Annotated in this window: 21 protein-coding genes; 13 read left to right on the top strand and 8 right to left on the bottom strand. The window is 61.2% G+C overall.

Features of this window, described 5'->3' with window-relative positions:
* Positions 1-34: 34 nt before the first annotated feature.
* Both AC1D2N_RS02175 and AC1D2N_RS02170 read right to left on the bottom strand, forming a co-directional pair.
* Entirely contained in the window at positions 35-1,489 is a 1,455-nt protein-coding gene (locus AC1D2N_RS02175) for a UdgX family uracil-DNA binding protein (protein ID WP_130729315.1), read from the bottom strand.
* Positions 1,489-2,721 (bottom strand): putative DNA modification/repair radical SAM protein, encoded by a 1,233-nt coding sequence (locus AC1D2N_RS02170; RefSeq protein WP_130729491.1) that lies wholly within the window; start codon positions 2,719-2,721, stop codon positions 1,489-1,491. The genes AC1D2N_RS02175 and AC1D2N_RS02170 overlap by 1 nt, the downstream gene beginning before the upstream one ends.
* A gap of 253 nt (positions 2,722-2,974) precedes the next feature.
* Between AC1D2N_RS02170 and greA the strand changes: the two genes are divergently transcribed.
* Positions 2,975-3,451: a transcription elongation factor GreA gene (gene greA / locus AC1D2N_RS02165; RefSeq protein ID WP_003541639.1), complete on the top strand. Its 477-nt coding sequence runs from the start codon at positions 2,975-2,977 to the stop codon at positions 3,449-3,451.
* Between the two features lie 27 nt (positions 3,452-3,478).
* On the top strand, positions 3,479-4,537 hold the full coding sequence (locus tag AC1D2N_RS02160) for a glycosyltransferase family 4 protein (RefSeq protein ID WP_130729316.1): 1,059 nt from the start codon (positions 3,479-3,481) through the stop codon (positions 4,535-4,537).
* Between the two features lie 73 nt (positions 4,538-4,610).
* Here AC1D2N_RS02160 and AC1D2N_RS02155 read toward each other — a convergent pair whose 3' ends face one another.
* The gene (locus AC1D2N_RS02155) at positions 4,611-5,945 is read right to left on the bottom strand and encodes a dicarboxylate/amino acid:cation symporter (RefSeq protein WP_018242998.1); all 1,335 of its coding nucleotides are present in this window, start codon (positions 5,943-5,945) and stop codon (positions 4,611-4,613) included.
* A 224-nt stretch (positions 5,946-6,169) separates the two neighbouring features.
* Here AC1D2N_RS02155 and AC1D2N_RS02150 point away from each other — a divergent pair, with 224 nt between their 5' ends.
* Positions 6,170-8,038 carry a sensor histidine kinase gene (locus AC1D2N_RS02150; RefSeq protein WP_130717319.1) on the top strand — a complete coding sequence of 623 codons (1,869 nt, stop codon included), beginning with the start codon at positions 6,170-6,172 and terminating at the stop codon, positions 8,036-8,038.
* 4 nt (positions 8,039-8,042) lie between these two features.
* Complete coding sequence (locus AC1D2N_RS02145) at positions 8,043-9,389, top strand: sigma-54-dependent transcriptional regulator (RefSeq protein WP_018243000.1); 1,347 nt, start codon at positions 8,043-8,045, stop codon at positions 9,387-9,389.
* A gap of 32 nt (positions 9,390-9,421) precedes the next feature.
* On the opposite strand, the gene AC1D2N_RS02140 is transcribed toward AC1D2N_RS02145, so the two are convergent.
* The gene (locus AC1D2N_RS02140) at positions 9,422-9,889 is read right to left on the bottom strand and encodes an Lrp/AsnC family transcriptional regulator (protein WP_003541645.1); all 468 of its coding nucleotides are present in this window, start codon (positions 9,887-9,889) and stop codon (positions 9,422-9,424) included.
* A 231-nt stretch (positions 9,890-10,120) separates the two neighbouring features.
* On the opposite strand from AC1D2N_RS02140, the gene trxB reads away from it, so the two are divergent.
* The 6 genes from trxB to AC1D2N_RS02110 all read left to right on the top strand — a co-directional run bounded on the left by trxB (position 10,121) and on the right by AC1D2N_RS02110 (position 16,054).
* Positions 10,121-11,095 (top strand): thioredoxin-disulfide reductase, encoded by a 975-nt coding sequence (trxB, locus tag AC1D2N_RS02135; protein WP_130717321.1) that lies wholly within the window; start codon positions 10,121-10,123, stop codon positions 11,093-11,095.
* Between the two features lie 22 nt (positions 11,096-11,117).
* On the top strand, positions 11,118-12,014 hold the full coding sequence (locus AC1D2N_RS02130) for a LysR family transcriptional regulator VtlR (RefSeq protein ID WP_018446649.1): 897 nt from the start codon (positions 11,118-11,120) through the stop codon (positions 12,012-12,014).
* A gap of 553 nt (positions 12,015-12,567) precedes the next feature.
* Entirely contained in the window at positions 12,568-12,861 is a 294-nt protein-coding gene (locus AC1D2N_RS02125) for an ArsR/SmtB family transcription factor (RefSeq protein WP_018243002.1), read from the top strand.
* Between the two features lies 1 nt (position 12,862).
* On the top strand, positions 12,863-14,029 hold the full coding sequence (locus AC1D2N_RS02120) for an MFS transporter (protein WP_130717325.1): 1,167 nt from the start codon (positions 12,863-12,865) through the stop codon (positions 14,027-14,029).
* A gap of 25 nt (positions 14,030-14,054) precedes the next feature.
* On the top strand, positions 14,055-15,179 hold the full coding sequence (locus AC1D2N_RS02115; RefSeq protein ID WP_130717327.1) for an alkene reductase: 1,125 nt from the start codon (positions 14,055-14,057) through the stop codon (positions 15,177-15,179).
* A 74-nt stretch (positions 15,180-15,253) separates the two neighbouring features.
* Positions 15,254-16,054, top strand: coding sequence for an aminoglycoside phosphotransferase family protein (locus AC1D2N_RS02110; protein WP_130729317.1), 801 nt, complete (start codon positions 15,254-15,256; stop codon positions 16,052-16,054).
* Here the strand turns inward: AC1D2N_RS02110 and AC1D2N_RS02105 are convergent.
* A complete protein-coding gene (locus AC1D2N_RS02105) occupies positions 16,051-17,073 on the bottom strand; it encodes an NAD-dependent epimerase/dehydratase family protein (RefSeq protein ID WP_130729318.1) in 1,023 nt (340 codons plus the stop codon). The genes AC1D2N_RS02110 and AC1D2N_RS02105 overlap by 4 nt on opposite strands.
* Positions 17,074-17,167: 94 nt before the next feature.
* Here AC1D2N_RS02105 and AC1D2N_RS02100 point away from each other — a divergent pair, with 94 nt between their 5' ends.
* Positions 17,168-18,067, top strand: a complete 900-nt coding sequence (locus tag AC1D2N_RS02100) for a LysR family transcriptional regulator (RefSeq protein WP_130729319.1) — start codon at positions 17,168-17,170, stop codon at positions 18,065-18,067.
* Positions 18,068-18,162: 95 nt separating this feature from the next.
* Entirely contained in the window at positions 18,163-18,678 is a 516-nt protein-coding gene (locus AC1D2N_RS02095; RefSeq protein ID WP_130652825.1) for a GrpB family protein, read from the top strand.
* Positions 18,679-18,680: 2 nt separating this feature from the next.
* Here the strand turns inward: AC1D2N_RS02095 and AC1D2N_RS02090 are convergent, their stop codons facing one another.
* Positions 18,681-18,962 carry a DUF2188 domain-containing protein gene (locus tag AC1D2N_RS02090; protein ID WP_017965291.1) on the bottom strand — a complete coding sequence of 94 codons (282 nt, stop codon included), beginning with the start codon at positions 18,960-18,962 and terminating at the stop codon, positions 18,681-18,683.
* Between the two features lie 232 nt (positions 18,963-19,194).
* On the opposite strand from AC1D2N_RS02090, the gene AC1D2N_RS02085 reads away from it, so the two are divergent.
* Positions 19,195-20,292 carry a calcium:cation antiporter gene (locus AC1D2N_RS02085; protein WP_130652826.1) on the top strand — a complete coding sequence of 366 codons (1,098 nt, stop codon included), beginning with the start codon at positions 19,195-19,197 and terminating at the stop codon, positions 20,290-20,292.
* Positions 20,293-20,402: 110 nt separating this feature from the next.
* Here AC1D2N_RS02085 and AC1D2N_RS02080 read toward each other — a convergent pair whose 3' ends face one another.
* Together AC1D2N_RS02080 and AC1D2N_RS02075 are read right to left on the bottom strand one after the other, a co-directional pair.
* The gene (locus tag AC1D2N_RS02080) at positions 20,403-21,272 is read right to left on the bottom strand and encodes a 3-deoxy-manno-octulosonate cytidylyltransferase (RefSeq protein WP_130652827.1); all 870 of its coding nucleotides are present in this window, start codon (positions 21,270-21,272) and stop codon (positions 20,403-20,405) included.
* A gap of 47 nt (positions 21,273-21,319) precedes the next feature.
* Positions 21,320-22,225, bottom strand: a complete 906-nt coding sequence (locus AC1D2N_RS02075) for a glycosyltransferase family 8 protein (protein ID WP_130652828.1) — start codon at positions 22,223-22,225, stop codon at positions 21,320-21,322.
* Between the last annotated feature and the right edge of the window lie 270 nt (positions 22,226-22,495).

Here is a 22,495-nt window from a genome sequence, read left to right as displayed (position 1 = left end):
CCGCTGAGGCATCGCCGGAGGCTTCGGAATCAGTTTATGCAGCCGCCAGCATAAGGCGCTGAATTGTCAGCATATCTTCGCGAAATCGTGCCAGTTCATCCGCTTTCAGCCGCTCGTCGGGAATACGCAGCAGATAGGATGGATGCACCGTCACGAAGAGCGTTCGCCTCTCGTCGATCGCGATCGCTTTCCCCCTGACATCCTGCAGCCGCTGTTTCGTATCGGTCAGCGCCGCAAGCGCCGTCGCGCCCATGGCGACGACCAGCTTCGGCTTGATCAGCGCCATCTCCAGATCGAGCCACCAGCGGCAATGCTTTACCTCGCCCATATTGGGCTTCTGATGGATGCGACGCTTGCCACGCGGCTCATATTTGAAATGCTTGACGGCATTGGTGACGTAAAGCGATGAGCTGTCGATGCCCGCTTCAGTGATCACTTGATCGAGGAGCCTGCCGGCGGGACCGACGAAGGGGCGCCCTGATATATCCTCCTGGTCGCCCGGCTGCTCGCCGACGAACATCACCTCGGCATCGCGCGGCCCCTCCCCGAACACGGTTTGCGTCGCCTTCGCATGAAGCGGACAACGGGTGCAGGCGGCAGCTTCCGCGCGCAGCGCTTCCAGCGTGCCCGCCGGTGCTTCAGGTTCGGCGGGAAGGCTGCGTGCCGCCTGCTGAAGCCGGTCATGAAAAGGCAACGACTGGGTCGCCTCTCGTGCGGCCATGGCCCGCACCTTGCTCTCCGCCGATGCGATTAGCCCAGGGATGAGATCGGCTTCTGGCAGGTTCTTCCAGTATTTTTTCGGCATCTCCGCCTGCATCGCCTTCAGCTTCAATCGCGCCGGATTGAAAATGCTGGCGTAGTAGGTGCGCCAAAGTTCATCGGCAGCATCGGTGAGATTGGGTTTTTCGCACGGCTCGTCGCTCATCGTCAGCCGCTCGCCATCCCAGGCGGCCGATCCCTTGGGCGTGACGATCAGCCAGTCCATGTCGGTGAAGCGCCGTTGGAAGAAGGGGGCAGTGCGCCTGACGATATGGTGATCCGGCTCGAACCAGGCGAGGAATTTTCGACGGTCAGCCGATACCGTACCAACCTCCTTGAAGCGGATGAAGGCCGTCATCTTGTGCGCGTCGCGTCGAACGTTTTTCGCCAACAGCCTGGCACGGGCAACGTCCTCGTCGGAAGCCACTTCAAGCAGTTGCCGGTCCAGTTGCAGCCGCCAGAGCAGACGGTAAAGCAGGGAAAAGCGCGCCGGGTCGGAATGGCAGAGAACTGTCTGCGCGAGCTCGATGAAGGCGGGCGGCACCGTCATCGGCTTGCGTGCCATGATAGGCGCCGGCGGCATGGCGTCGCGTTGAAACGCAAGGTCCGCCTCCGCGCCTTTTTCGCGCCAATCGATCTCTTCCGGCAGGATGCCCGCAGCCGCGAAAGCGCGCGCGGCGTCGCGCCATTCGGCAAGCTCCCCGCGTCCCGTAAGCACGACCCGGCGCATCACAGCAACGACAATTGTTCGGGTTGCGGTTCGAACATGGCGCGAAGGTCGGGGCGCTCGATCAATCGGCGCGGCGACCAGCCTTCCGCCGAGATGAAGGATTGGACCTTCTTGATCGAAATGCCGAGCCGCTGGAGATCGTCCAACCGCAACCGGCGAAAACGCCGAGCCGAAACGATCGCTTTGACTGTCTTGGTGCCGAGACCGGGCACGCGCAGCAACCGTTCACGCTCGGCTTTGTTGATATCGACGGGAAACTCGGCCCGGTTGGCGAGCGCCCAGGCAAGTTTGGGGTCGAGCGTGAGATCGAGCATGCCACCCGCCTGGTTCGCGGTGATCTCGTCGATGCCGAAACCGTAGAATCGGTAGAGCCAATCGGCCTGATAGAGCCGGTGCTCGCGCATCAGCGGCGGCTTGATCAGAGGCAGATTTTTCGACGAGTCCGGGATGGGGCTGAAGGCGGAATAATAGACGCGCTTCAGGCCGTAGCTGCTGTAAAGCCGGCCGCTGGTCGCAAGAATCGTCGCATCGTTCGCCCCGTCGGCGCCGACGATCATCTGCGTGCTCTGGCCGGCCGGCACGAAACGTTGACGCTTCTTCGTCCGCAGCGTCGGTTCGCTGGCGGCCTCGATCTTCAGCCTCAGATCTCCCATCGATCGCCGGATATTGGCAGGCTTCTTTTCCGGCGCGAAGCGGGTGATGCCGTTGTCCGTCGGCAACTCGATGTTAAGCGACAGCCTGTCGGCATAAAGCCCCGCCTCCTCGATCAGACGCGGTGACGCCTCGGGGATCGATTTCAGATGGATATAGCCGCGGAAATTATGGGGCACACGCAGTTCGCGGACGATGCGGACCATCTCTTCCATCGTGTAATCGGACGAACGAATGATGCCGGAGGAAAGGAACAGGCCTTCGATATAGTTGCGGCGGTAGAATTCCAGCGTCAGCCAGATGACCTCCTCGGGCGTAAAGCGCGCCCGTTCGACATTGCTCGACGAGCGATTGACGCAATAGGCGCAGTCGTAGATGCAGAAATTGGTCAGCAGTATTTTTAGAAGCGAAATGCACCGCCCGTCCGGTGCATAGGCATGACAGATGCCGGACCCCTCGGTCGAACCGAGCCCGCCACTTGCCCGGGAATCACGTGTCACCGTGCCGCTGGAAGCGCAGGAAGCGTCATATTTCGCGGCATCGGAAAGGATGGCCAAGCGTTCTGTGAGCGACTTCTTCATTAGTATGTTCACTATATGTTCTCTTGAGCGGAGTCAATTGGGACGATCGGATTTCTGCCCATTTTCAAGGCGCACCACCTGATATCGGGGCGGGCCGCGTTTCTCTTATGCGAATTTTCTGGAAATCGGCCTTGGCGATCTGCTATAAGCGTCCGACTAAGATTGTGGCACGGTTCCGAAGCTCCCCTTCGGGACCTGTTTTCTTTTGTGTTCGCCGCTGATTGTGCGGATACGAGGATTGAAGGACAGAAAAATGGTTGAAAAGGTACCGATGACACCGGGCGGTTTCGTCAAGCTGCAGGAAGAGCTGCGCTGGCGCCAGCAGGAGGAGCGCCCCCGAATCATCGAGGCGATCGCCGAAGCCCGTGCTCATGGCGACCTTTCCGAAAACGCCGAATACCACGCCGCCAAGGAAGCCCAGAGCCACAATGAAGGCCGCATCAGCGAGTTGGAAGACCTGACGGCGCGCGCCGAGGTCATCGACCTCACCAAGATGTCGGGCGACAAGATCAAGTTCGGCGCCAAGGTGAAGCTCATCGACGAGGACACCGAGGAAGAAAAGACCTACCAGATCGTCGGCGACCAGGAAGCCGACGTCAAGGCCGGCCGCATCTCCATCTCCTCGCCAATCGCCCGTGCGCTGATCGGCAAGGAAGTCGGCGATTCCATCGAGGTCAACGCGCCGGGCGGCTCCAAGGCCTACGAAATCCTCCAGGTTTCCTGGGGCTGATCGCCCGCGAGCCGCGAGACCCCTCCCTTGCCTGATATCCGTGACGTCGAGATCATTGCGCCCAATTTCAAGCGCCGGCTCTCCGGCGTCACGTCGACAATCGTCCAGCTCATCCCGTGCCAGATCCGGCTCGGCATCAAGATCGCGACACTCGGCCCCGGCCTGCCGGAGGACCTGCCGAAACTGAAGTGGCGGCAGCTCCTCGGCCTTTGGCGCCCGCCGGCGCGCCGGCGCCGGCGTGTCTGGCACGCTCGCCGCAACAACGAGATGGCCGTCGGCATCCTGCTTCGCCATCTCACGCGCATGCCGCTGAAGCTTCTCTTCACCTCGGCCGCGCAACGCCGCCACACCGCCTATACGAAATGGCTGATCCGTCGCATGGACGCCGTCATCGCGACCAGCGACCGTTCCGGCTCGTTCCTCGAGGTGCCGCACACGGTCATCCAGCACGGCGTCGACCTTGCTCTGTTCCATCCGCCGGAAACCGCAGAGGACGGCATCGCCGCCACCGGCCTGCCCGGCCGCCATCTGGTCGGCTGCTTCGGCCGTGTGCGCCATCAGAAAGGCACTGATCTTTTCGTCAGGGCGATGATCGAACTGCTGCCGCAACATACTGAGTGGACGGCAGTCGTCTCCGGCCGCGTGACGGCGGAGCACGTGGCATTCGCAGACAAACTCAAGGCGGATGTCGTCGCCGCCGGACTGAGCGACCGTATCCTCTTTCTCGGCGAAGTGCCTGACATCAAGATCTGGTATCGCCGCCTGACGCTTTACGTCGCCCCCTCCCGCAACGAGGGCTTCGGCCTGACGCCGCTCGAAGCCATGGCCTCGCGAACCGCGGTGGTGGCATCGGATGCGGGCGCCTATGCCGAGCTCATCGTCACGGGCGAGACAGGTTCGGTCGTCGCCGCCGGCGATGGCGAGGCGCTGACGCGGGCAATCGCGCCCTATATCGCAGATCCCGCTCTGGCGCTCGCGCATGGCGAGAATGCGCTGCGGCATGTCAGCGCGAATTTCGCGCTGGAGAAGGAAGCAAGTGCGATCGGCGCCGTTTATAACAGTCTTCTCGGCGACAATCGCAGCTGAAGCAGAAAAGAGAAACGGCCCGTTGGATGACGGGCCGCTGCAGGACTTTTAAGGATAAGGGGATAGCGGCTGACTATTCGGCCGGCTGCAGCCCGGCAGCCGAAGTATCCTCTCCGGTCTGGCCGCCCAGTGCTGCGGCGAGTTGCACCGTATCCAGCTCGTTTTCCCAACGTGCCACGACGATCGTCGCCACCGCATTGCCGACGAGGTTCGTCAGCGCCCGGCATTCCGACATGAAGCGGTCGATGCCGAGGATGAGCGCCATGCCAGCGACCGGCACGGATGGGACGACGGAGAGCGTTGCGGCAAGCGTGATGAAGCCGGCGCCGGTGATGCCTGCGGCACCCTTCGAGCTCAGCATCGCCACCAGCAGCAGCAGGATCTGGTCACCCCAGGAGAGATGGATGCCGGTTGCCTGAGCAATGAACAAGGCAGCCAGCGTCATGTAGATGTTGGTGCCGTCAAGATTGAAGGAATAGCCGGTCGGGATGACGAGACCGACGACCGAGCGCTTGCAACCGGCCTTTTCCATCTTGTTCATCAGCCCCGGAAGTGCGGCTTCCGAAGACGAGGTGCCGAGGACCAGCAGCAGTTCTTCCTTGATGTAGCGCAGCAGCGCCACGATCGAGAAGCCGTTGTAGCGGGCAACAGCACCGAGAACGATGAAGACGAAGAGCAGAGACGTGATGTAGAAAGTGCCGATCAGCATGGCAAGGTTGGCGATCGATCCGACGCCGTACTTGCCGATGGTGAATGCCATGGCGCCGAAGGCGCCGATCGGGGCAGCCTTCATGAGGATGGCGACGAGCTTGAACACGGGAGCCGTCAGGGAATTGAGGAAGTTGACGACCTGCTCGCCCTTTTCGCCGACCATGGCGAGCGCAATGCCGAAGAGCACCGAGAAGAACAGAACCTGCAGAATATCGCCATCGGCAAAGGCGCCGACAATCGTCGTCGGGATGATGTTGGTGAGGAAGCCGACGATGCTCTGCTCATGCGCCTTGGCGGCAAAGGTGGCGACGGCGGCCGGATCCAGCGAGGCCGGATCGATGTTCATGCCGGCGCCTGGCTGGACGACATTGGCGACGATCAGGCCGATGATGAGCGCCAATGTCGAGAAGGTCAGGAAGTACAGCATCGCCTTGCCGGCGACGCGGCCGACCTTCTGCAGGTCGCTCATGCCGGCAATGCCGGTCGCAACCGTCAGAAAGATCACCGGCGCAATGATCATCTTGACGAGCTTGATGAAGGCATCGCCGAGCGGCTTCAGCTGGGTGCCGAGTTCGGGATAGAAATGACCGAGAAGGATACCCGCAGCGATGGCCACGAGAACCTGAACGTAAAGATGGCTATAAAAGGGCTTCTTGCCCTTGCTGCCTGCGACTGCATCGAGTGGTGCTGCGATCATGATGTCCTCCTAGTGGCTCGTCCGGAACGAACTCCGGCCTCCCGAGCCGTTCGCTTCAAGTCCAACAGCTCAGCCGTTGTTGCCACCTCCTTCGCAATCGCCGTGCCAGTTTTAAGTCGCCAACCAACCGATTGAATTTATTAGTGAAAAATTTACGAGACTGCTGACAACTCATTAATCAATGCGGAAATCCGCACAAATCCATTTGCGTTTCGTGCAGAAAAATGCACAAATCCGCCATGTCCGTGTCGCAGAAATTGTGGCCTTCCCTGCCCCTGCAACACCGCATCCGCCGGATGTGGTGGACCTATGCCGCGCTCGCCTTCCTCGCAGTCGTCGCAAGCCTTTGGACCAGCGGCGAGATCGGCCAGCACCGGGCGGAGGCTGCCCTCGAGGAGCAGGCCCGCATGGATGTGACGCTGAATGCGGCGTTGCTGCGCACGGTCCTCGAAAAATACCGGGCGCTTCCCTTCGTGCTGTCGCAGGACACCGCGCTCGCCGCGGCGCTGGTGGGAAACGATGCCGGCACGTTCGAGCGGCTCAGTCAGAAGCTGGAAATGCTGGCGGCGGGCACGAAGGCCGCCGTCATCTATGTCATCGACAAGGACGGCATGGCGGTTTCGGCCAGCAACTGGCGCGAGCCGACGAGCTTCGTCGGCAATGACTACCGCTTCCGGGAGTATTTTCAGGGGGCGGTCGAACGAGGACAGGCCGAGCACTTCGCGCTCGGCACGGTCAGCAAGAAACCGGGTCTTTATATCTCGCAGCGGATTTCGGGCAGCAATGGCTTGCTGGGTGTCGTCGTGGTCAAGGTCGAATTCGACGACGTCGAGGCGGATTGGAATGCCTCCGGCACCCCGTCCTACGTCGTTGACGAGCGTGGCATTGTCCTCATCACCAGTCTTCCATCATGGCGGTTCATGACAATCGGCCGGATCGCCGAAGACCGGCTGACAGCGATCCGCGAAAGCCTCCAATTCGGCGCTGCGCCACTTCAACCCCTGCCCCTCGACATGGTCCGAAACCTCGGCGAAGGGCTCGATGTCGTCGAGATCGTCATGCCCGGCGATGCCGGGAAAACCAGGTTTCTCGATGTCGCAACGTCGGTGCCGGCGACCGGATGGCATTTGCAGCATCTGGTGGCGCTGGGGCCGTCGGTCGATGCGGGGATTCGCGAAGCCCGCATGCTGGCATTGCTCATACTCCTGCCACTGCTGGCTGGAGCAGCCTTCCTCTTGCGCCGCCGCCATACGATCGCCCTGCGGATCTCGAGCGAACAGCAAGCACGAGAGGAACTGGAACGGCGGGTAGTCGAGCGGACGCTGGATCTCAGCCAGGCGCGGGACCGGCTGCAGGCTGAAATCATCGGCCACAAGAGCACCGAGCAAAAGCTGCAGGCGGTGCAGCAGGATCTGGTGCAGGCCAATCGGCTGGCCATCCTGGGCCAGGTGGCCGCCGGCGTCGCTCATGAGATCAACCAGCCGGTGGCGACCATCCGTGCCTATGCGGATAACGCCCGCACCTTCCTCGATCGCGGCCAGACTGCGCCTGCCGGCGAAAATCTCGAAAGCATTGCGGCGCTGACGGAGCGCATAGGTTCGATCACCGAGGAGCTGAAGACCTTTGCCCGCAAGGGCCGCGGCAGCGCCGAACCAACAGGATTGAAAGACGTCATCGAGGGCGCGGTGATGCTGTTGCGCAGCCGGTTTGCCGGCCGCATGGATACGCTCGACATCGACCTGCCGCCCGACGAACTGCAGGTGATGGGAAACCGGATTCGTCTCGAGCAGGTCCTCATCAACCTGCTTCAGAACGCCCTGGAGGCGGTGGCGCCGAAGGCCGGAGAGGGTCGCGTCGAGATCAGAACATCAACTGACGCGGGGATGGTAACGGTGACAGTCGCCGACAACGGCCCCGGCATTCCCACGGAAATCCGCAAAGGCTTGTTCACGCCGTTCAATACCTCGAAGGAAAGCGGTCTCGGCCTTGGCCTCGTTATCTCCAAGGATATCGTCGGCGACTACGGCGGCCGGATGGACGTTGCAAGCGACAGCGGTGGTACCCGGTTTATCGTTCAGCTGAGGAAGGCTTGAGGTCATGGACACACTGATGCCCGTTGCGCTGATCGACGACGACAAGGATCTGCGCCGTGCCACCGCGCAGACGCTCGAACTCGCCGGATTTTCCGTTTCCGCCTATGACGGTGCGAAAGCCGCGCTGGCAGACCTGCCGGCGGACTTTGCCGGCCCCGTCGTCACCGATATCCGCATGCCCGAGATCGACGGACTGCAACTCTTCGCCACGCTGCAAGGGATGGACGTCGACCTGCCGGTGATCCTGATGACCGGCCACGGCGATATTCCCATGGCCGTTCAGGCGATCCAGGACGGCGCCTATGATTTCATCGCCAAGCCCTTCGCAGCCGATCGGCTCGTGCAGAGCGTGCGTCGCGCAAGCGAGAAGCGCCGGCTTGTTCTGGAGAACCGCATGCTGCGGAAAGCAGCCGAAGATGCGCAGGAGAATTTGCCGCTGATCGGCCAGACGCCTGTGATGGAAAACCTCAGAAACATTCTTCGCCACATCGCCGATACCGATGTGGACGTACTCGTCGCCGGCGAAACGGGCAGCGGCAAGGAAGTGGTCGCCCAGATCCTGCATCAGTGGAGCCACCGCCGGAAAGGCAATTTCGTGGCGCTGAACTGTGGCGCCCTGCCCGAAACCGTCATCGAAAGCGAACTGTTCGGCCACGAGGCCGGCGCCTTTACCGGCGCCCAGAAGCGCCGCACGGGCCGCATCGAACATGCAAGCGGCGGGACACTTTTCCTCGACGAGATCGAAAGCATGCCGGCCGCCACGCAGGTCAAGATGCTGAGGGTGCTGGAGATGCGCGAGATCACGCCGCTCGGCACCAATGAGGTGCGCCCCGTCAATCTTCGCGTCGTCGCGGCTGCCAAGATCGACCTCGGGGATCCCGCGGTTCGCGGCGATTTTCGCGAGGATCTCTATTACAGGCTGAATGTCGTGACGATCTCCATTCCGCCGCTGAGAGAACGGCGGGACGATATTCCGCTGCTGTTTTCCCACTTCGCCGCTCGCGCCGCGGAGCGCTTCCGTCGCGATGTCCCACCGCTTTCACCTGATGTACGGCGGCATCTCGCCTCGCACACATGGCCAGGCAATGTCCGCGAGCTCTCGCATTATGCCGAACGCGTGGTGCTTGGCGTGGAAGGCGGCGGAGCGGCAGCGGTCCCTCCTCAGCCGACGGGTGCGACGCTCCCCGAACGGCTGGAACGCTACGAGGCGGAGATCATCCGCGACACGCTGTCAGCCAATGACGGCGACGTGCGCCGCACCATCGAGGCGCTCGGCATTCCGAGAAAGACGTTTTATGACAAACTTCAGCGCCACGGCATCAACCGGGGCGGCTATAGCTCGCGCAAGTAATCCGTGACGACGATTAACCTGCCAAGGTCGTTTTAGACTTCAACCAGTCCCAGCTTCTTCACCTGCCGGATCGTCAGCATGGTGCGCACGGTATCGACATGTTCGTTCGCCGTCAGCACCTCGATGACGAAATCCTGAAAGCGGGTGAGGTTCTCCGCCACGCAATGCAGCAGGAAATCGCTGTCGCCCGAGACCATCCAGGCCTGGCGCACCAGCGGCCATTCGGCGGTGGCAGCGGCGAAGGCCTTGAGATTGCCTTCCGACTGGTGCTTGAGGCCGACCATGCAGAAAGCGACGAGGTCGAAGCCGAGCTTCGGGCTGTTCAGCATCGCGTGGTAGCCCTCGATGATGCCGGCTTCCTCGAGCTTGCGCACACGGCGCAGGCAAGGCGGCGCCGAGATGCCGACGCGATCGGCGAGCTCCACATTGGTCATGCGGCCATCGGCCTGCAGTTCCCGGAGGATCTTTATATCGATGACGTCGAGTTCCGCACGCCCCACATCATTGCCTTTCTTTAATTCTCCGCGGGGAGCTTCTATATAAAGCCGCGGAATACGCAAGAAAGTTTCACGCCGATGACGGATTCTTGCACATCTGGGCGATTTGCCTTGTTGGTAACGCAAGGCTGCCCTTGAATAAAAGCATTGGAGGTTCATAAATGGCGCATGGACCGCGAAACGGCCGCAATCGCCACTTAGCCGCCGCCCTCCTGCCAGTCGAAAGGAAATGACATGCCCGCCCGCCACACCAAGGTGCTCATCATCGGTTCCGGACCCGCAGGCTATACTGCCGCGGTCTATGCCGCGCGCGCCATGCTGAAACCGGTTTTGATCGCCGGTCTCGAACAGGGCGGACAGCTGATGATCACCACTGATGTCGAGAACTATCCGGGCTTTGCCGATCCGATCCAGGGTCCCTGGCTGATGGAACAAATGCTGCAGCAGGCAAAACATGTCGGCGCCGAAATCGTCAACGACCTCGTGACCGAAGTCGACATGAATCAGCGTCCGTTCGTCGCCCGCACCGACAGCGGCCAGGTCTGGACCGCCGATACGCTGATCATTGCCACCGGTGCCAAGGCCAAATGGCTCGGCATCGAGAGCGAGCAGCATTTCCAGGGCTTCGGCGTTTCGGCTTGCGCCACGTGCGACGGTTTCTTCTATCGCAACAAGGACGTGATCGTGGTTGGCGGCGGCAACAGCGCCGTCGAGGAGGCGCTCTATCTCTCCAACATCGCCAAGTCGGTTACATTAGTGCACCGGCGCGACTTCTTCCGAGCCGAGAAGATCCTGCAGGAACGCGTGTTCTCCAAGGAGAATGTCAAGGTGCTGTGGAATACCGAAGTGGCCGAAATAACAGGCACACCGGCCAAGCCGCCAATGCCGCAATCCGTATCCGGCGCGCGCCTGCGTGACGTCAGAACCGGCACGATCACCGACATGGTGATCGATGGCGTCTTCGTCGCGATCGGCCATGCGCCGGCAACCGAACTCTTCAAGGACAAGCTGAAGCTGAAGGACAATGGCTATCTCTGGACCGCGCCGGATTCGACCGCGACCAGCCTGGACGGGGTCTATGCCGCGGGCGACGTGACGGATGATACGTTCCGCCAGGCGATCACTGCCGCCGGCCTGGGGTGCATGGCTGCACTTGAAGCCGAGCGATATCTGACGGGCCACATGCCCGTCGCCGTGGCCGCGGAGTAAGATCGGCATGAGGGGTGGGGGAATGCCATTGGATTGGGACAAGCTGCGTATTTTTCACGCAGCTGCCGAGGCGGGTTCGTTCACGCATGCGGCGGATAAACTGCATCTGTCCCAATCCGCCATCAGCCGCCAGGTCAGCGCGCTGGAGCAGGATGTCGGCACCAAGCTGTTTCACCGCCATGCACGCGGCCTGATTCTGACGGAACAGGGCGAACTGCTTTACCGCACCGCCCATGACGTGCTGCTGAAGCTCGAAACCGTGAAGATGCAGCTCACCGAAACGACCGAGACGCCATCCGGCAAGCTGCGCGTCACGACGACGGTCGGTCTCGGCCAGGGCTGGCTGACCGACAAGATCCAGGAATTCCTGCAGCTTTATCCCGATGTGCAGATCCAGCTGATCCTCGACAATGAGGAAGTGGATGTGAACATGCGTCATGCCGACTGCGCGATCCGCCTGCGCCAGCCGCAGCAATCCGACCTCATCCAGCGCAAGCTCTTCACCGTGCACATGCACGTCTATGCGGCCCCGTCCTACATCAACCGCCACGGCGAGCCGCAGAAGGTCGAGGATCTCGACAATCACCGCATCATCACCTTTGGCGAGCCGGCGCCGAGTTACCTGCTGGATGTCAATTGGCTTGAGGTCGCCGGCCGCTCCTCCGACAACAAGCGCATCCCGCATCTGCAGATCAACAGCCAGACCTCGATCAAACGCGCCGCCCTGCTCGGAATCGGCGTCGCCTGCCTGCCGGATTACATCGTCGGTCGCGACCCCGGCCTGATTCAGCTGGCGATCAATGCCGACGTCCCCTCCTTTGACACCTATTTCTGCTATCCAGACGAGATCAAGAACGCCGCGAAGCTGAAAGCCTTCCGCGATTTTATCGTCAGCAAGGCCAGAAACTGGAACTTTTGAGCCCGGTTTTATTGATGAATCGCCGACTATGCAGAACGTGCATGACTGACATGCACAAATGAGGGTTGCCGTTTGCCCAATAAACCACCATATCGCACATAGCTGATGCACATGGTGGCTTTTCCTCCCAGTTCCACCGCATTAGCTGTTCCCCTCTGGAGGTTTTTGACCTTCACACTTATAAGGGCCCTGGTTTTCCAGTGGCCCTCTTTTTTTGCCCTTACTTCCTCGATAAATGCCGCACCGCAAAAAAATTGTGCGGCGCATAGCAGACATGCACAAAAAAGCATTGAAACCTGCTCAAGGAAGCACCATATCTCTCTCAGCTGATGCATCTTGTGGTTTCTCTCCCAGTACCACCGCATTAGCTGTTCCCCTCTGGAGGTTTTTGACCTTCACAATTACAAGGGCCCTGGTTTTCCGGTGGCCCTCTTTTTTTGCCCAAAATTTGCGCACTCACTAAAAACCACGGCCTCACGCCTCCGTGATTTGCATATCGAAGCCTGACGATCAATATATCGATTAAACACGATTTATAATTCGGCGAATGACGATGGACAAAGACGAAATTATCAAGGCACTCGCCCATCCCACCCGGATGGACATTCTGAGCTGGCTGAAAAACCCCGAGGAACATTTCCCCTCGCAGGAGCACCCTTTCGAAATGGGCGTCTGCGCCAGCCAGTTCGAGCGCTGCGGCCTGTCGCAGTCGACGGTCTCGGCCCATCTCGGCACGCTGCATCGCGCCGGCCTCGTCACCACCAAACGCGTTGGCCAGTGGATCTTTTACAAGCGCAACGAAGAAACGATCGCCGCCTTCCTCAAGCAACTGACGCAGGATCTTTAGAATGCCCCTCGCCCTCCTCGTTCTCGCCTTGAGCTCGTTTGCGATAGGCACCACCGAATTCGTCATCATGGGTCTGTTGCCGGAGGTGGCTGCCGATCTCTCGGTCAGCATCCCGCAGGCCGGGTGGCTGGTCACCGGTTATGCCCTGGCGGTCGCGATCGGCGCCCCTGTGATGGCCATTTCGACTGCGAAGCTGAAGCGCCGTACCGCCCTGATTGCGCTGATGGCATTCTTCATCGCCGGCAACCTGCTTTGCGCTCTGGCGAGCGATTATTGGGTGCTGATGATTGCCCGTGTCGTTACGGCACTCTGCCATGGTGCCTTCTTCGGCATCGGCTCGGTGGTTGCCGCCGGCCTCGTCGCCGAGGATCGCAAGGCCCGCGCCGTCGCGCTGATGTTCACCGGCCTGACGCTCGCCAATGTTCTTGGCGTGCCGCTCGGCACCGCGATCGGCCAGGCCTATGGCTGGCGCGCCACCTTCGGCGTCGTCACCGTCATCGGTATCGTCACCATATCAGGCCTGATCGCCATCCTGCCCAGGGATAAGCAGCAAGAGAACGGCAGCATCCTGCGTGAGATCGCAGCACTCAGGAATGGCGGCCTGTGGCTGGCACTCTCCACCACCGTCTTCTTCGCCGCCTCTATGTTCGCTCTCTTCACCTATATTGCGCCGCTGCTGCGCGACGTCACCGGCGTTTCGCCGGAAGGCGTCACCTGGACGCTGTTTCTGATCGGCCTCGGACTGACCATCGGCAACCTCGTCGGCGGCAAGCTTGCCGACTGGCGGCTCGGCGCGACGCTTGCCGGCGTCTTCGCCGCGATCGCCATCACCTCGATCGCCTTCAGCTATACGAGCCGCTTCTTCATCCCGGCTGAAATCACCCTCTTCCTCTGGGCGATGGCAAGCTTTGCCGCCGTGCCGGCGCTTCAGGTCGGCGTCGTCGGCTTCGGCAAACACGCTCCGAATCTCGTCTCGACGATCAACATCGGCGCCTTCAACACCGGCAATGCGCTCGGCGCTTGGGTGGGCGGCTTGGTCATCGACGCCGGTTTCGATCTCACCCGCGTTCCGCTCGCCGCAGCTTTGATGGCCCTGATAGGCCTCGGCGCCACGGCACTCACCTATCTCTCCGCCAGGGGCCGGGCCGCCCTCGCCCCTGCCGAGTGATCCTCCCGCAAAAGAAAGGACCATCATGGCCAAGCTTTTCGAACCCACGAAAGTCGGCGACATATCAGTCAAGAACCGCATCGTCATGGCGCCACTCACCCGCAACCGCTCGCCGGGCGCAATCCCCAACGACCTCAACGTCGAATATTACCGCCAGCGCGCCACATCGGGCCTGATCATCACCGAAGCAACCGCGATCACCCATCAGGGCCAGGGTTATGCCAACGTGCCTGGCCTCTACACCAAAGAGGCTCTCGACGGCTGGAAGCGTGTCACCGACGCAGTCCATGCATCAGGCGGCAAGATCGTCGTCCAGATGTGGCATGTCGGCCGCATCTCGCACACGACGTTGCAGCCGAACGACGGCAAGCCGGTTTCATCGACCAATCGTGTCGCCAAGGCCAAGACCTATCTGGTCAATGCCGACGGCACCGGCAGCTTTGCCGACACCTCCGAACCACGCGCGCTCGAAACCGCCGAAATCCCCGGCATCATCGAGGATTACCGCAAGGCTGCCCGGGCGGCGATCGACGCCGGCTTTGACGGTGTCGAGATCCACGGCGCCAACGGCTACCTGCTCGACCAGTTCATCCGCGACGGTATCAACGATCGCACCGACCAATATGGCGGCTCGATCGAAAACCGCACCCGTCTGACCTTCGAAGTCGTCGATGCCGTGGTGAAGGAGATCGGCGCCGGCCGCACGGCGATCCGCATCTCACCGGTGACGCCGTCCGGTGAAAGCTACGATTCCAATCCGCAGGCGACCTTCACCCATGTCGTCGAGGGACTGGCCAAATACGACCTCGCCTATATCCATGTCATCGAAGGTCAGACCGGCGGCGACCGCGACTACAAGCAGGGCGACAATCCCGCCTTCGATTACAAGGCACTGCGCCAGACTTATGAAAAGGCCGGCGGCAAAGCCGACTGGATGGTCAACAATGGCTACGATCGCGATCTGGCGATCGACGTCGTCGAAAGCGGCCGCGCCGATCTCGTCGCCTTCGGCAAGCCTTTCATTGCCAATCCCGATCTCGTCGAGCGCCTGGTACACAATCTGCCGCTCAACACGCCCGACCAGTCGACCTTCTATGGCGGCACCGGCAAGGGCTATATTGACTATCCCGTTCTCGAAAAAGTCGCCTGAACCTTTCACACACGAATGGGAATCCCGCCGAAAGGCGGGATTCCCATTTTCACGACCTCTCGGTAAGTTGCACCATGTTTAGTCCCCATCTTGATCGCTGGTCGCTGATATCAGACGGTGAACCCATCATCACCCATTCCAGCCGTCTGCTGCCGGTCCGCTGGCAGGGCAGGCCAGCCATGCTGAAAGTGGCGGCCGATATCGACGAACGTTATGGCGCGCTATTGATGCAATGGTGGGACGGCGACGGCGCAGCCTATGTCTACGCCCATGAGGGCGACGCCGTGCTGCTGGAAAGGGCGACGGGAAAACGCTCGTTGCTTGCCATGGCGATCAACGGCGAGGACGACGAGGCAAGCCGCATCCTCTGCCGGACAGCGGCACGGCTGCATGCGCCGCGCGAAAAACCGCTTCCCGATCCCATACCCCTCACCCGCTGGTTCCGCGATCTGGAGCCGGCAGCAGGCAAGCATGGCGGCACGCTTACCGATTGCTCGGCGATCGCCAACGTCCTCATTGCCGATCAGCGTGAAGTCACCATCCTCCACGGCGACATCCACCACGACAATATCCTCGATTTCGAGGCACGCGGCTGGCTGGCGATCGATCCGAAGCGGCTCCATGGCGAACGCGGCTTCGATTTCGCCAATATCTTCGCCAACGAGGAACTGCCAACGATCACCGATCCCGCCCGTTTCCGCCGCCAGCTCGCCATCGTCTCAGCAGAGGCGAAGCTGGAGCCGAAGCGGCTGCTGCAATGGATCGCCGCCTATTCCGGTCTTTCCGCCGCCTGGTTCCTCGGCGATCCGAATATTCAGCAGGCAGAGACAGCGCTGACGATCGCCCGGATCGCGCTGGCCGAACTCGAGAGCTAACCCGCGTTCTGCGACGGGTGCCCGATAAGGGCGGCCGCGGCTTGACGGTGCGGTTCGGGCAGGCAGCCAAGCGCCACGAGCGAAGCCCTGACCGCCTCGTCGATCGGCGTCTGCGGCTCCTTGCCGAGTTCGGCCACAAGCCTGGTGTTCCGCATCCGCACCGGCACCTTCCAGAGATAGCGCATCTCCTTGATCTCCCGCATCACGGGAACGAAAGGAGCGGTCAGCGGCACGATCCACCAAGGGAAGTTGCCGATCTTCGCCCTACCGCCGACGACGCGCTTGATCGCTTCGGCCATCTGCATGCCGTCCGCATCCCAGAAGCCCTCCATGTGATAGACGGCGAAAGGCGGCAGTCGATCGGCCCGCTCGACGAGTTGGGCAATGGTTTCTGCCATGTCGGGCAGGTAGACCCATTGATGGCCGATGCCGCGCCGTGCCGGGTTCCTGATCGTGCCGACCGGCTTGCCTGGGGTCACGAGGCCGGACGAAAACCAGCTATTGGCCGTCGTGCCTGGACCGAAGAAATCCCCTCCCCTGACGATGATGGCGCCGGCGCCGGACTGCGACGCCGCCTTCAGCCGCTTCTCCATTTCGACGCGGATCGCCCCCTTCTTCGTCACCGGATTCTGTGGGCTTTCTTCCGTCGGCGCCGGCTGGGCATCGGGACCAAAATTATAGACGTTGCCCGGCAGCACGACGCGCACGCCGACTACGCGAGCAGCGGCGATGGTATTGTCGAGCATCGGCAGCACCAGCGTTTCCCAGTCGCGATAACCGGGCGGATTGACAGCATGGACGATCAGGCCGACGCCTTCAGCGGCCCTCAGGACGTCGCCGGCATTTATCGCATCGCCCTGCACCCATTCGAAAGCCGGCTCGTTCCTCGACGCTTTGGCGGCGTCACGGTTCAGCGCCCGGATGCGCCAGCCGCGCGCAAGCAGCTTGCGGGCAACCGCGCCGCCGATACCGCCTGTGGCGCCGAGAATGAGGGCCGTCGTCTTCATTTTGCTGCTCATGACAATCATCTCCTTCGATCGGATGAGAGGATCATGCCCCCAGAAGGGAATAAACGAAATTGACGAAATAAATGCATCTGCTATACAAAAATATATGAGCGTCGAACCAAGCTGGGATTTCTACCGCAGTTTCCTGACCGTGCTCCAGCAAGGGTCGCTGTCAGCCGCCGCCCGCGAACTGGGGCTGACTCAACCGACCATAGGCCGCCATGTCGACGCCCTGGAACTGGCGATCGGCGCCGAACTCTTCACCCGCTCACCGAACGGCCTGCTGCCGACCGACGCCGCACTGGCGCTCAAGCCCTATGCCGAAACGCTGGCGGCAACCACCGCCGCCCTTTTGCGCACAGCATCCGGCCAGCGCGATTGCGTGACGGGAACGGTCAGGGTCAGCGCCAGCGAGGTCATCGCCGTCGAAGTACTGCCTGCGATTCTCGGACCGCTGCAGGAGACTTATCCGGAACTTCAAATCGAGCTCTCGGCTTCCGATACGATCGAGGACCTGGTGAACCGCGAAGCCGATATTGCCGTGCGCATGGCCGAACCGCAGCAGGACGCACTCGTCGTGCGCCGAATCGGCGATATCCCGCTCGGCTTTCACGCCCATCGCCGCTATCTCGAACGATACGGCATTCCGCAGACCCTGGCTGACCTCGCAAACCACCGGCTCACCGGCTTCGACCGGCAGACGGCCTATGTCCGCATGGTGATGAAACGTTATGCGGTGCCTGGCATCGAGTTCTCCTTCCGCTCCGACAGTAACCTTGCCCAACTTTCGGCGATCCGTGCAGGCGTTGGCATCGGCATCTGCCAGACAGGGCTCGCGCGTGAAAATCCAGACCTTGTTCACATCCTGCCTGATGCCTTCAGCATTCCGCTCGGCACGTGGGTGGCGATGCATGAGAGCCTGAAGTCTTCGCCGCGCTGCCGCGCTACCTTTGATGTATTGGTCAAGGGACTTCAGGACTATCACCGATATTCGACCAGCGCATAATCGCGAAAATCAGAATCGATTTTCGCAAAGAATCATGCGCAAATTTCGAAGCGATAGAGCCTCCTTAACGCGTCGAGCACCACAGCGGGATGAAAATGATAACGCACAGCCCGGTTGAACTCGTGCCTCACGATCCGCAATGGCCGCAAGCCTTCCAGCGCATCCGCAACAGGCTGCTGACCTTGCTGCCGCAGGCGCTCTCCATCGATCACATCGGCAGCACGTCCATACCGGGCATGACAGCCAAGCCGCTTATCGATATCGACATCGTTCTTCCCGACCTCGGGCATATCGAGGGCGCCACACGCGTGCTCCTGGTAGAAGGCTACGAGCCACGCGGCAACCGCTATGACGACGAGGTTTGGGCTTTTCTATCGAGAGGTTCAGTGCCGGCGGAACGGGTCTACCTTTGCCCTTCCGGCAACGGCACGCATCGAAACAGGCTGGCTTTCCGGGATTATCTCATCGCGCATCCGCAAGCGGCGGCCGATTATACCGCGCTCAAACGCAGGCTGGCAGCCGAATTCAGGATGGACGGCGACCGCTACACTGCGCATAAGCGCGAATTCGTCGATGCGATCGTCGCGCGGGCATTGACGGGCGATGCTTAGCTTCAAATGCCTTGCGAGGCCTCGGCCGTACGGTCCTTCCACAGACCGTCCACCACTTCGGTTTCCGGCCGGTCGCCGCCCTCGGCATATTCCTCATGCCATTTGCCGTTCTCGTCCTGCCAACTGATCTCGGCGGAATCGCCGCCGACCTGCTGTTCGGCCGCGACGATGCGCGCAGCTTCGAGCGCCTCGGCATGGGTCGGGAATGCCTCGGAATAGACACCTCCCAGCCTGTAGGCCCAGCCGCCGTCATGTGGCACGACTTCGTAGACCACCTTGATCATGCATCCGTCTCCTCATCTTCTTGTTGCGCATTCGCACGCTTCCGGACAGGATCCGGATCATCGCGGCCGCTTGACGAGAATTCGAGGACGCCGCGATCTGCTTTCCGGCCCCGATGACGTTCAGTATTCCATTAAACGCCGAAGACTGCAAATGGCACTCGACCGGAGCTCGCTTGATAGGCGAAATCAGCGACTTAGATAAAAATGCGTGAATCTGGACAGGAGCTGAGGCTTGAGGATCGCGTCACGCTTTAAAGAAGAAAAGTTTCTGGTCGCCGCACTTGTCGTTGCAGCGATCGCCTATCTCTTGGAACACGCCGTGATTGGGATGGGGCGCGGGGTCGCGCTGATCGCAGCCGTCGTCCTGGTCGGCACCATCGTGCTCGCCTCGATCCGCGTCGCCCATCATGCCGAACTGCTCGCCGTCAAGGTCGGTGATCCCTATGGCACGATGATCCTGACGCTCTCGGCTGTTGCCGTCGAAGTCATCATCCTCGCCATCATGATGGGCGGCGAGAGTTCGCCGACGCTGGTGCGCGACACGATCTACTCGGCCCTGATGCTCGATATCAACGGCATTCTCGGCCTTGCCGCCCTGCTCGGCGGCCTCAAGCACGGTGAACAGCCCTATAACGACAATTCCGGCAAGACCTACGGCGTGATGATCCTCACCGCCATGGGCATCTCGATGATCGTGCCGGAATTCGTGCCGAGCGACAAATGGCACTATTATTCCGCCTTCACCATCGTCGCGATGATCGCGCTCTACGGCCTCTTCCTGCGCATGCAGGTTGGCCAGCACAGCTATTTCTTCAGCTACAGCTACCCGCGCTCCGAACGGAAGAAAGAAACTCCGGACGAGCATGGCGCCGACGAGTCGACTGCAATCTCGATCGCCACCATTCTCGTCGGCGTCGTCATCATCGGCCTGCTGGCGGAGTTCATGGCGGCCTTCATGACCGAAGGCCTGCGCGACAGCGGCGCGCCGATCGCCGTGACCGCCGTCGTCGTCGCAGCGATTTCGGCGGCCCCCGAGATCCTGACCGCATTAAGGGCGGCACTCAGGAACCGCATGCAGGCGACGGTCAACATCGCCATGGGCGCCTCGCTGTCGACGGTCATCCTGACGGTGCCCGTCATGGAGGCGATCGCGCTCTATACTGGCCAGCCCTTCATCATGGCGATGACCCCGGTGCAGACGGTGATGGTGGCGATCACGCTGATTGCCGCCGCGATCAACCTCAACGACGGCGAGACCAACGCCATCGAGGGCATGACGCATTTCATCCTCTTCGCCACCTTCGTCATGCTGACGGCGCTGGGACTTTGAGGGCTCCCCTTCTCCCCGACAGGGGAATGGAGAGCAGCCATCCGCGCGCGGAACGTTAGCTCAAAGACAGCTTTCTCGACAGCCTCGCCTTTGGGGAGGGCTTTCGACAGTCATTCCTTCGACTTTTCGAGGAAACGCTGCTTGCGGGTTTTCGGCTTGAAGCGCCGGAAGAAACCCTCAATGGCGCGGATCGATTTGGTGACGGACATCAGCCTGTCGATCTGGCCGTTCGCATTGTGGAGCCGTTCCGACAGAACTTCAGCCGCAGTCATCGCGATCTCGATCGGCGGCACCTGTGGGAAGCGTTTGGCGAGTGCCGCATAGGGGCCGGCGTCCACGCCGCCCATCATCGAGATCGTGCCCATCCTGGCAAAGAGACGCAGGAAGATCTGCTCGAACGTCCAGTCGTGCACGTCGAAGACCTTCCACTTCTCGCTCCTCTTGGCCGAAAAGCCGGCGAGCAGGATCTTGCCCGGCAGTTGCAACTCGGCAAGCCAAAGCGCCATCGCAAAGCCGCTCGTCGCGATTTTGCCTGTCGGATAGAGGTCGCCGAGCACTTGCGTCAGATCGAGATGGCGGGTTCTGGCGCCCTTGAAGCCGCTCGCGTCACTGAAGTTCTCCTCCGGGGAGACGCGAATGTTGACGACGCCCAGAAAATCGTCGCCGGCAAAGAAACGCAGGACATCCACCACCTCGCGCCGGTGAACGATATTGGCGCCCATCACGCCGCTGCGGGCAATCAGCACCGCATGGCCGGCGAAGGGTTCGTCGAGCACCTTATAAACATTGTTGAAGAACACGTAGAGCGCTGTCTCCGGCAATTCGCTTCGCAGCCGTCCGAAATCGACCGCCTCGCTGTTTGCCACCAGCACGACGTGGGAATAGGGGGACAGCAACGCCTTCCACGCCTCCGGCATCAGGACGTTGAAGCCGCCATCTGCGGCGGCGGCACTCTGCGTATCACTGGGGATTGCTTCCATACCGGCTCACATGCACTTTCCAAGGACGATGCGCTCTGCCCGCCTTACTAGCTGTTGCTGAAATAGGCGCGCGTTCGTGCCAGCCGCGTCAGCCCGCCGATGCGCTTTCCCAAATGCGAGAAGAAACCCGCAACTCGACCCGCCATTGACGGCTGCCCGCAGAAAGAGGCCCACGGTGTGTTGCTGAGATCCTCGATATAGTGCTTGGCCATCCGCCGGTGCACCCAGGGCACGGTGGCCTGCCACGGCTTTTTCCGGCCGGTGAAATGAAGGATCGCCGGCCGGTCGACGAAGGGCAGCAGGCCCGTCTGCGTGTTCCAGCGCGGACCGAGCACCAGCCAGTCGCCGTCGAAGATGACATTCAGCGCATCCTGGTCGTTATTCTCGAAAAGATGCGACCGCTCCTCGAAGATCTCCCGTGTCCTCGCAAAAAGCTCCCTCTCCCGGCAGGCCGACCAGTCGAACAGCAGCACGCCGGCATTGAAATAGCGGCCGCCCTCGCGCATGCCGATCTTCCGCTGCCGGGCACCGGCCTTTTCAGGAAAGGCCATGACATAATCGTCGACCGCAGCCAGCGCTTTGCCTTGAAAATTTCTCGTGAAGAGTTCGTCGACCGGCGAAACCGCCAGCACATCGGCGTCGAGATAGAGCAGGCGCTCGATATGATCGGGTATATGCAGATCCATGTAGAGTCGCGCCAATGTCGCGCCCGACCAGCGGCCCCGCGCCTGCAGCGCCGTATCCGGCGTATTGTAGGGCAGCACCCTGATCGCCATGTCATGCAGCCGCGCGAAATTTCCCACCTCGGCGATCTCGTTCGGCTTGAGGTCGATGCCGAGAAGCAGGAACTCCACGGCAGGACCTGAGAGATTGCGCTTGACGGAAAGCAGGGTGCAGCAGGCGGCAGGCAGCATGTTGACATCCGAACAGACGATCACGGCACTCTGCTGCAAAATCCCGGCCTCCCGAAGCGGCACTTAAACTTGATGCCGGATATCTAGTTGGTTTGATGGCAACCCGCAACCGCAGATCACCCGCCGGACCGTCACTCTGCCGTCACGTTTTGAATCGGATTTCAACGACTTGAGAGGCAAAGCGGAATCAACTCCGCAGCATGTTGAATCGGGATGTGAGCGATAATCGCAGCGCCAGCCCAACGTCGCCGCAAACAAAAAGGCCCGCCGTCGCCGGCAGGCCTTCGATCGGTGTTTTTGAAAACCCGC

Source organism: Rhizobium sp. P1_B8, assembly GCF_056406515.1.
This window is presented reverse-complemented; position numbering and strand designations above follow the sequence as displayed.

What these genes read in the sequence shown, in the direction of transcription:
- AC1D2N_RS02175 (WP_130729315.1), bottom strand. Translation starts at nt 1,489, where the DNA reads ATGCGCCGGGTCGTGCTTACGGGACGCGGGGAGCTTGCCGAATGGCGC.
- AC1D2N_RS02170 (WP_130729491.1), bottom strand. Translation starts at nt 2,721, where the DNA reads ATGAAGAAGTCGCTCACAGAACGCTTGGCCATCCTTTCCGATGCCGCG.
- greA (WP_003541639.1), top strand. Translation starts at nt 2,975, where the DNA reads ATGGTTGAAAAGGTACCGATGACACCGGGCGGTTTCGTCAAGCTGCAG.
- AC1D2N_RS02155 (WP_018242998.1), bottom strand. Translation starts at nt 5,945, where the DNA reads ATGATCGCAGCACCACTCGATGCAGTCGCAGGCAGCAAGGGCAAGAAG.
- AC1D2N_RS02150 (WP_130717319.1), top strand. Translation starts at nt 6,170, where the DNA reads ATGCACAAATCCGCCATGTCCGTGTCGCAGAAATTGTGGCCTTCCCTG.
- AC1D2N_RS02145 (WP_018243000.1), top strand. Translation starts at nt 8,043, where the DNA reads ATGGACACACTGATGCCCGTTGCGCTGATCGACGACGACAAGGATCTG.
- trxB (WP_130717321.1), top strand. Translation starts at nt 10,121, where the DNA reads ATGCCCGCCCGCCACACCAAGGTGCTCATCATCGGTTCCGGACCCGCA.
- AC1D2N_RS02130 (WP_018446649.1), top strand. Translation starts at nt 11,118, where the DNA reads ATGCCATTGGATTGGGACAAGCTGCGTATTTTTCACGCAGCTGCCGAG.
- AC1D2N_RS02125 (WP_018243002.1), top strand. Translation starts at nt 12,568, where the DNA reads ATGGACAAAGACGAAATTATCAAGGCACTCGCCCATCCCACCCGGATG.
- AC1D2N_RS02120 (WP_130717325.1), top strand. Translation starts at nt 12,863, where the DNA reads ATGCCCCTCGCCCTCCTCGTTCTCGCCTTGAGCTCGTTTGCGATAGGC.
- AC1D2N_RS02115 (WP_130717327.1), top strand. Translation starts at nt 14,055, where the DNA reads ATGGCCAAGCTTTTCGAACCCACGAAAGTCGGCGACATATCAGTCAAG.
- AC1D2N_RS02110 (WP_130729317.1), top strand. Translation starts at nt 15,254, where the DNA reads ATGTTTAGTCCCCATCTTGATCGCTGGTCGCTGATATCAGACGGTGAA.
- AC1D2N_RS02105 (WP_130729318.1), bottom strand. Translation starts at nt 17,073, where the DNA reads ATGAGCAGCAAAATGAAGACGACGGCCCTCATTCTCGGCGCCACAGGC.
- AC1D2N_RS02100 (WP_130729319.1), top strand. Translation starts at nt 17,168, where the DNA reads ATGAGCGTCGAACCAAGCTGGGATTTCTACCGCAGTTTCCTGACCGTG.
- AC1D2N_RS02095 (WP_130652825.1), top strand. Translation starts at nt 18,163, where the DNA reads ATGATAACGCACAGCCCGGTTGAACTCGTGCCTCACGATCCGCAATGG.
- AC1D2N_RS02090 (WP_017965291.1), bottom strand. Translation starts at nt 18,962, where the DNA reads ATGATCAAGGTGGTCTACGAAGTCGTGCCACATGACGGCGGCTGGGCC.
- AC1D2N_RS02080 (WP_130652827.1), bottom strand. Translation starts at nt 21,272, where the DNA reads ATGGAAGCAATCCCCAGTGATACGCAGAGTGCCGCCGCCGCAGATGGC.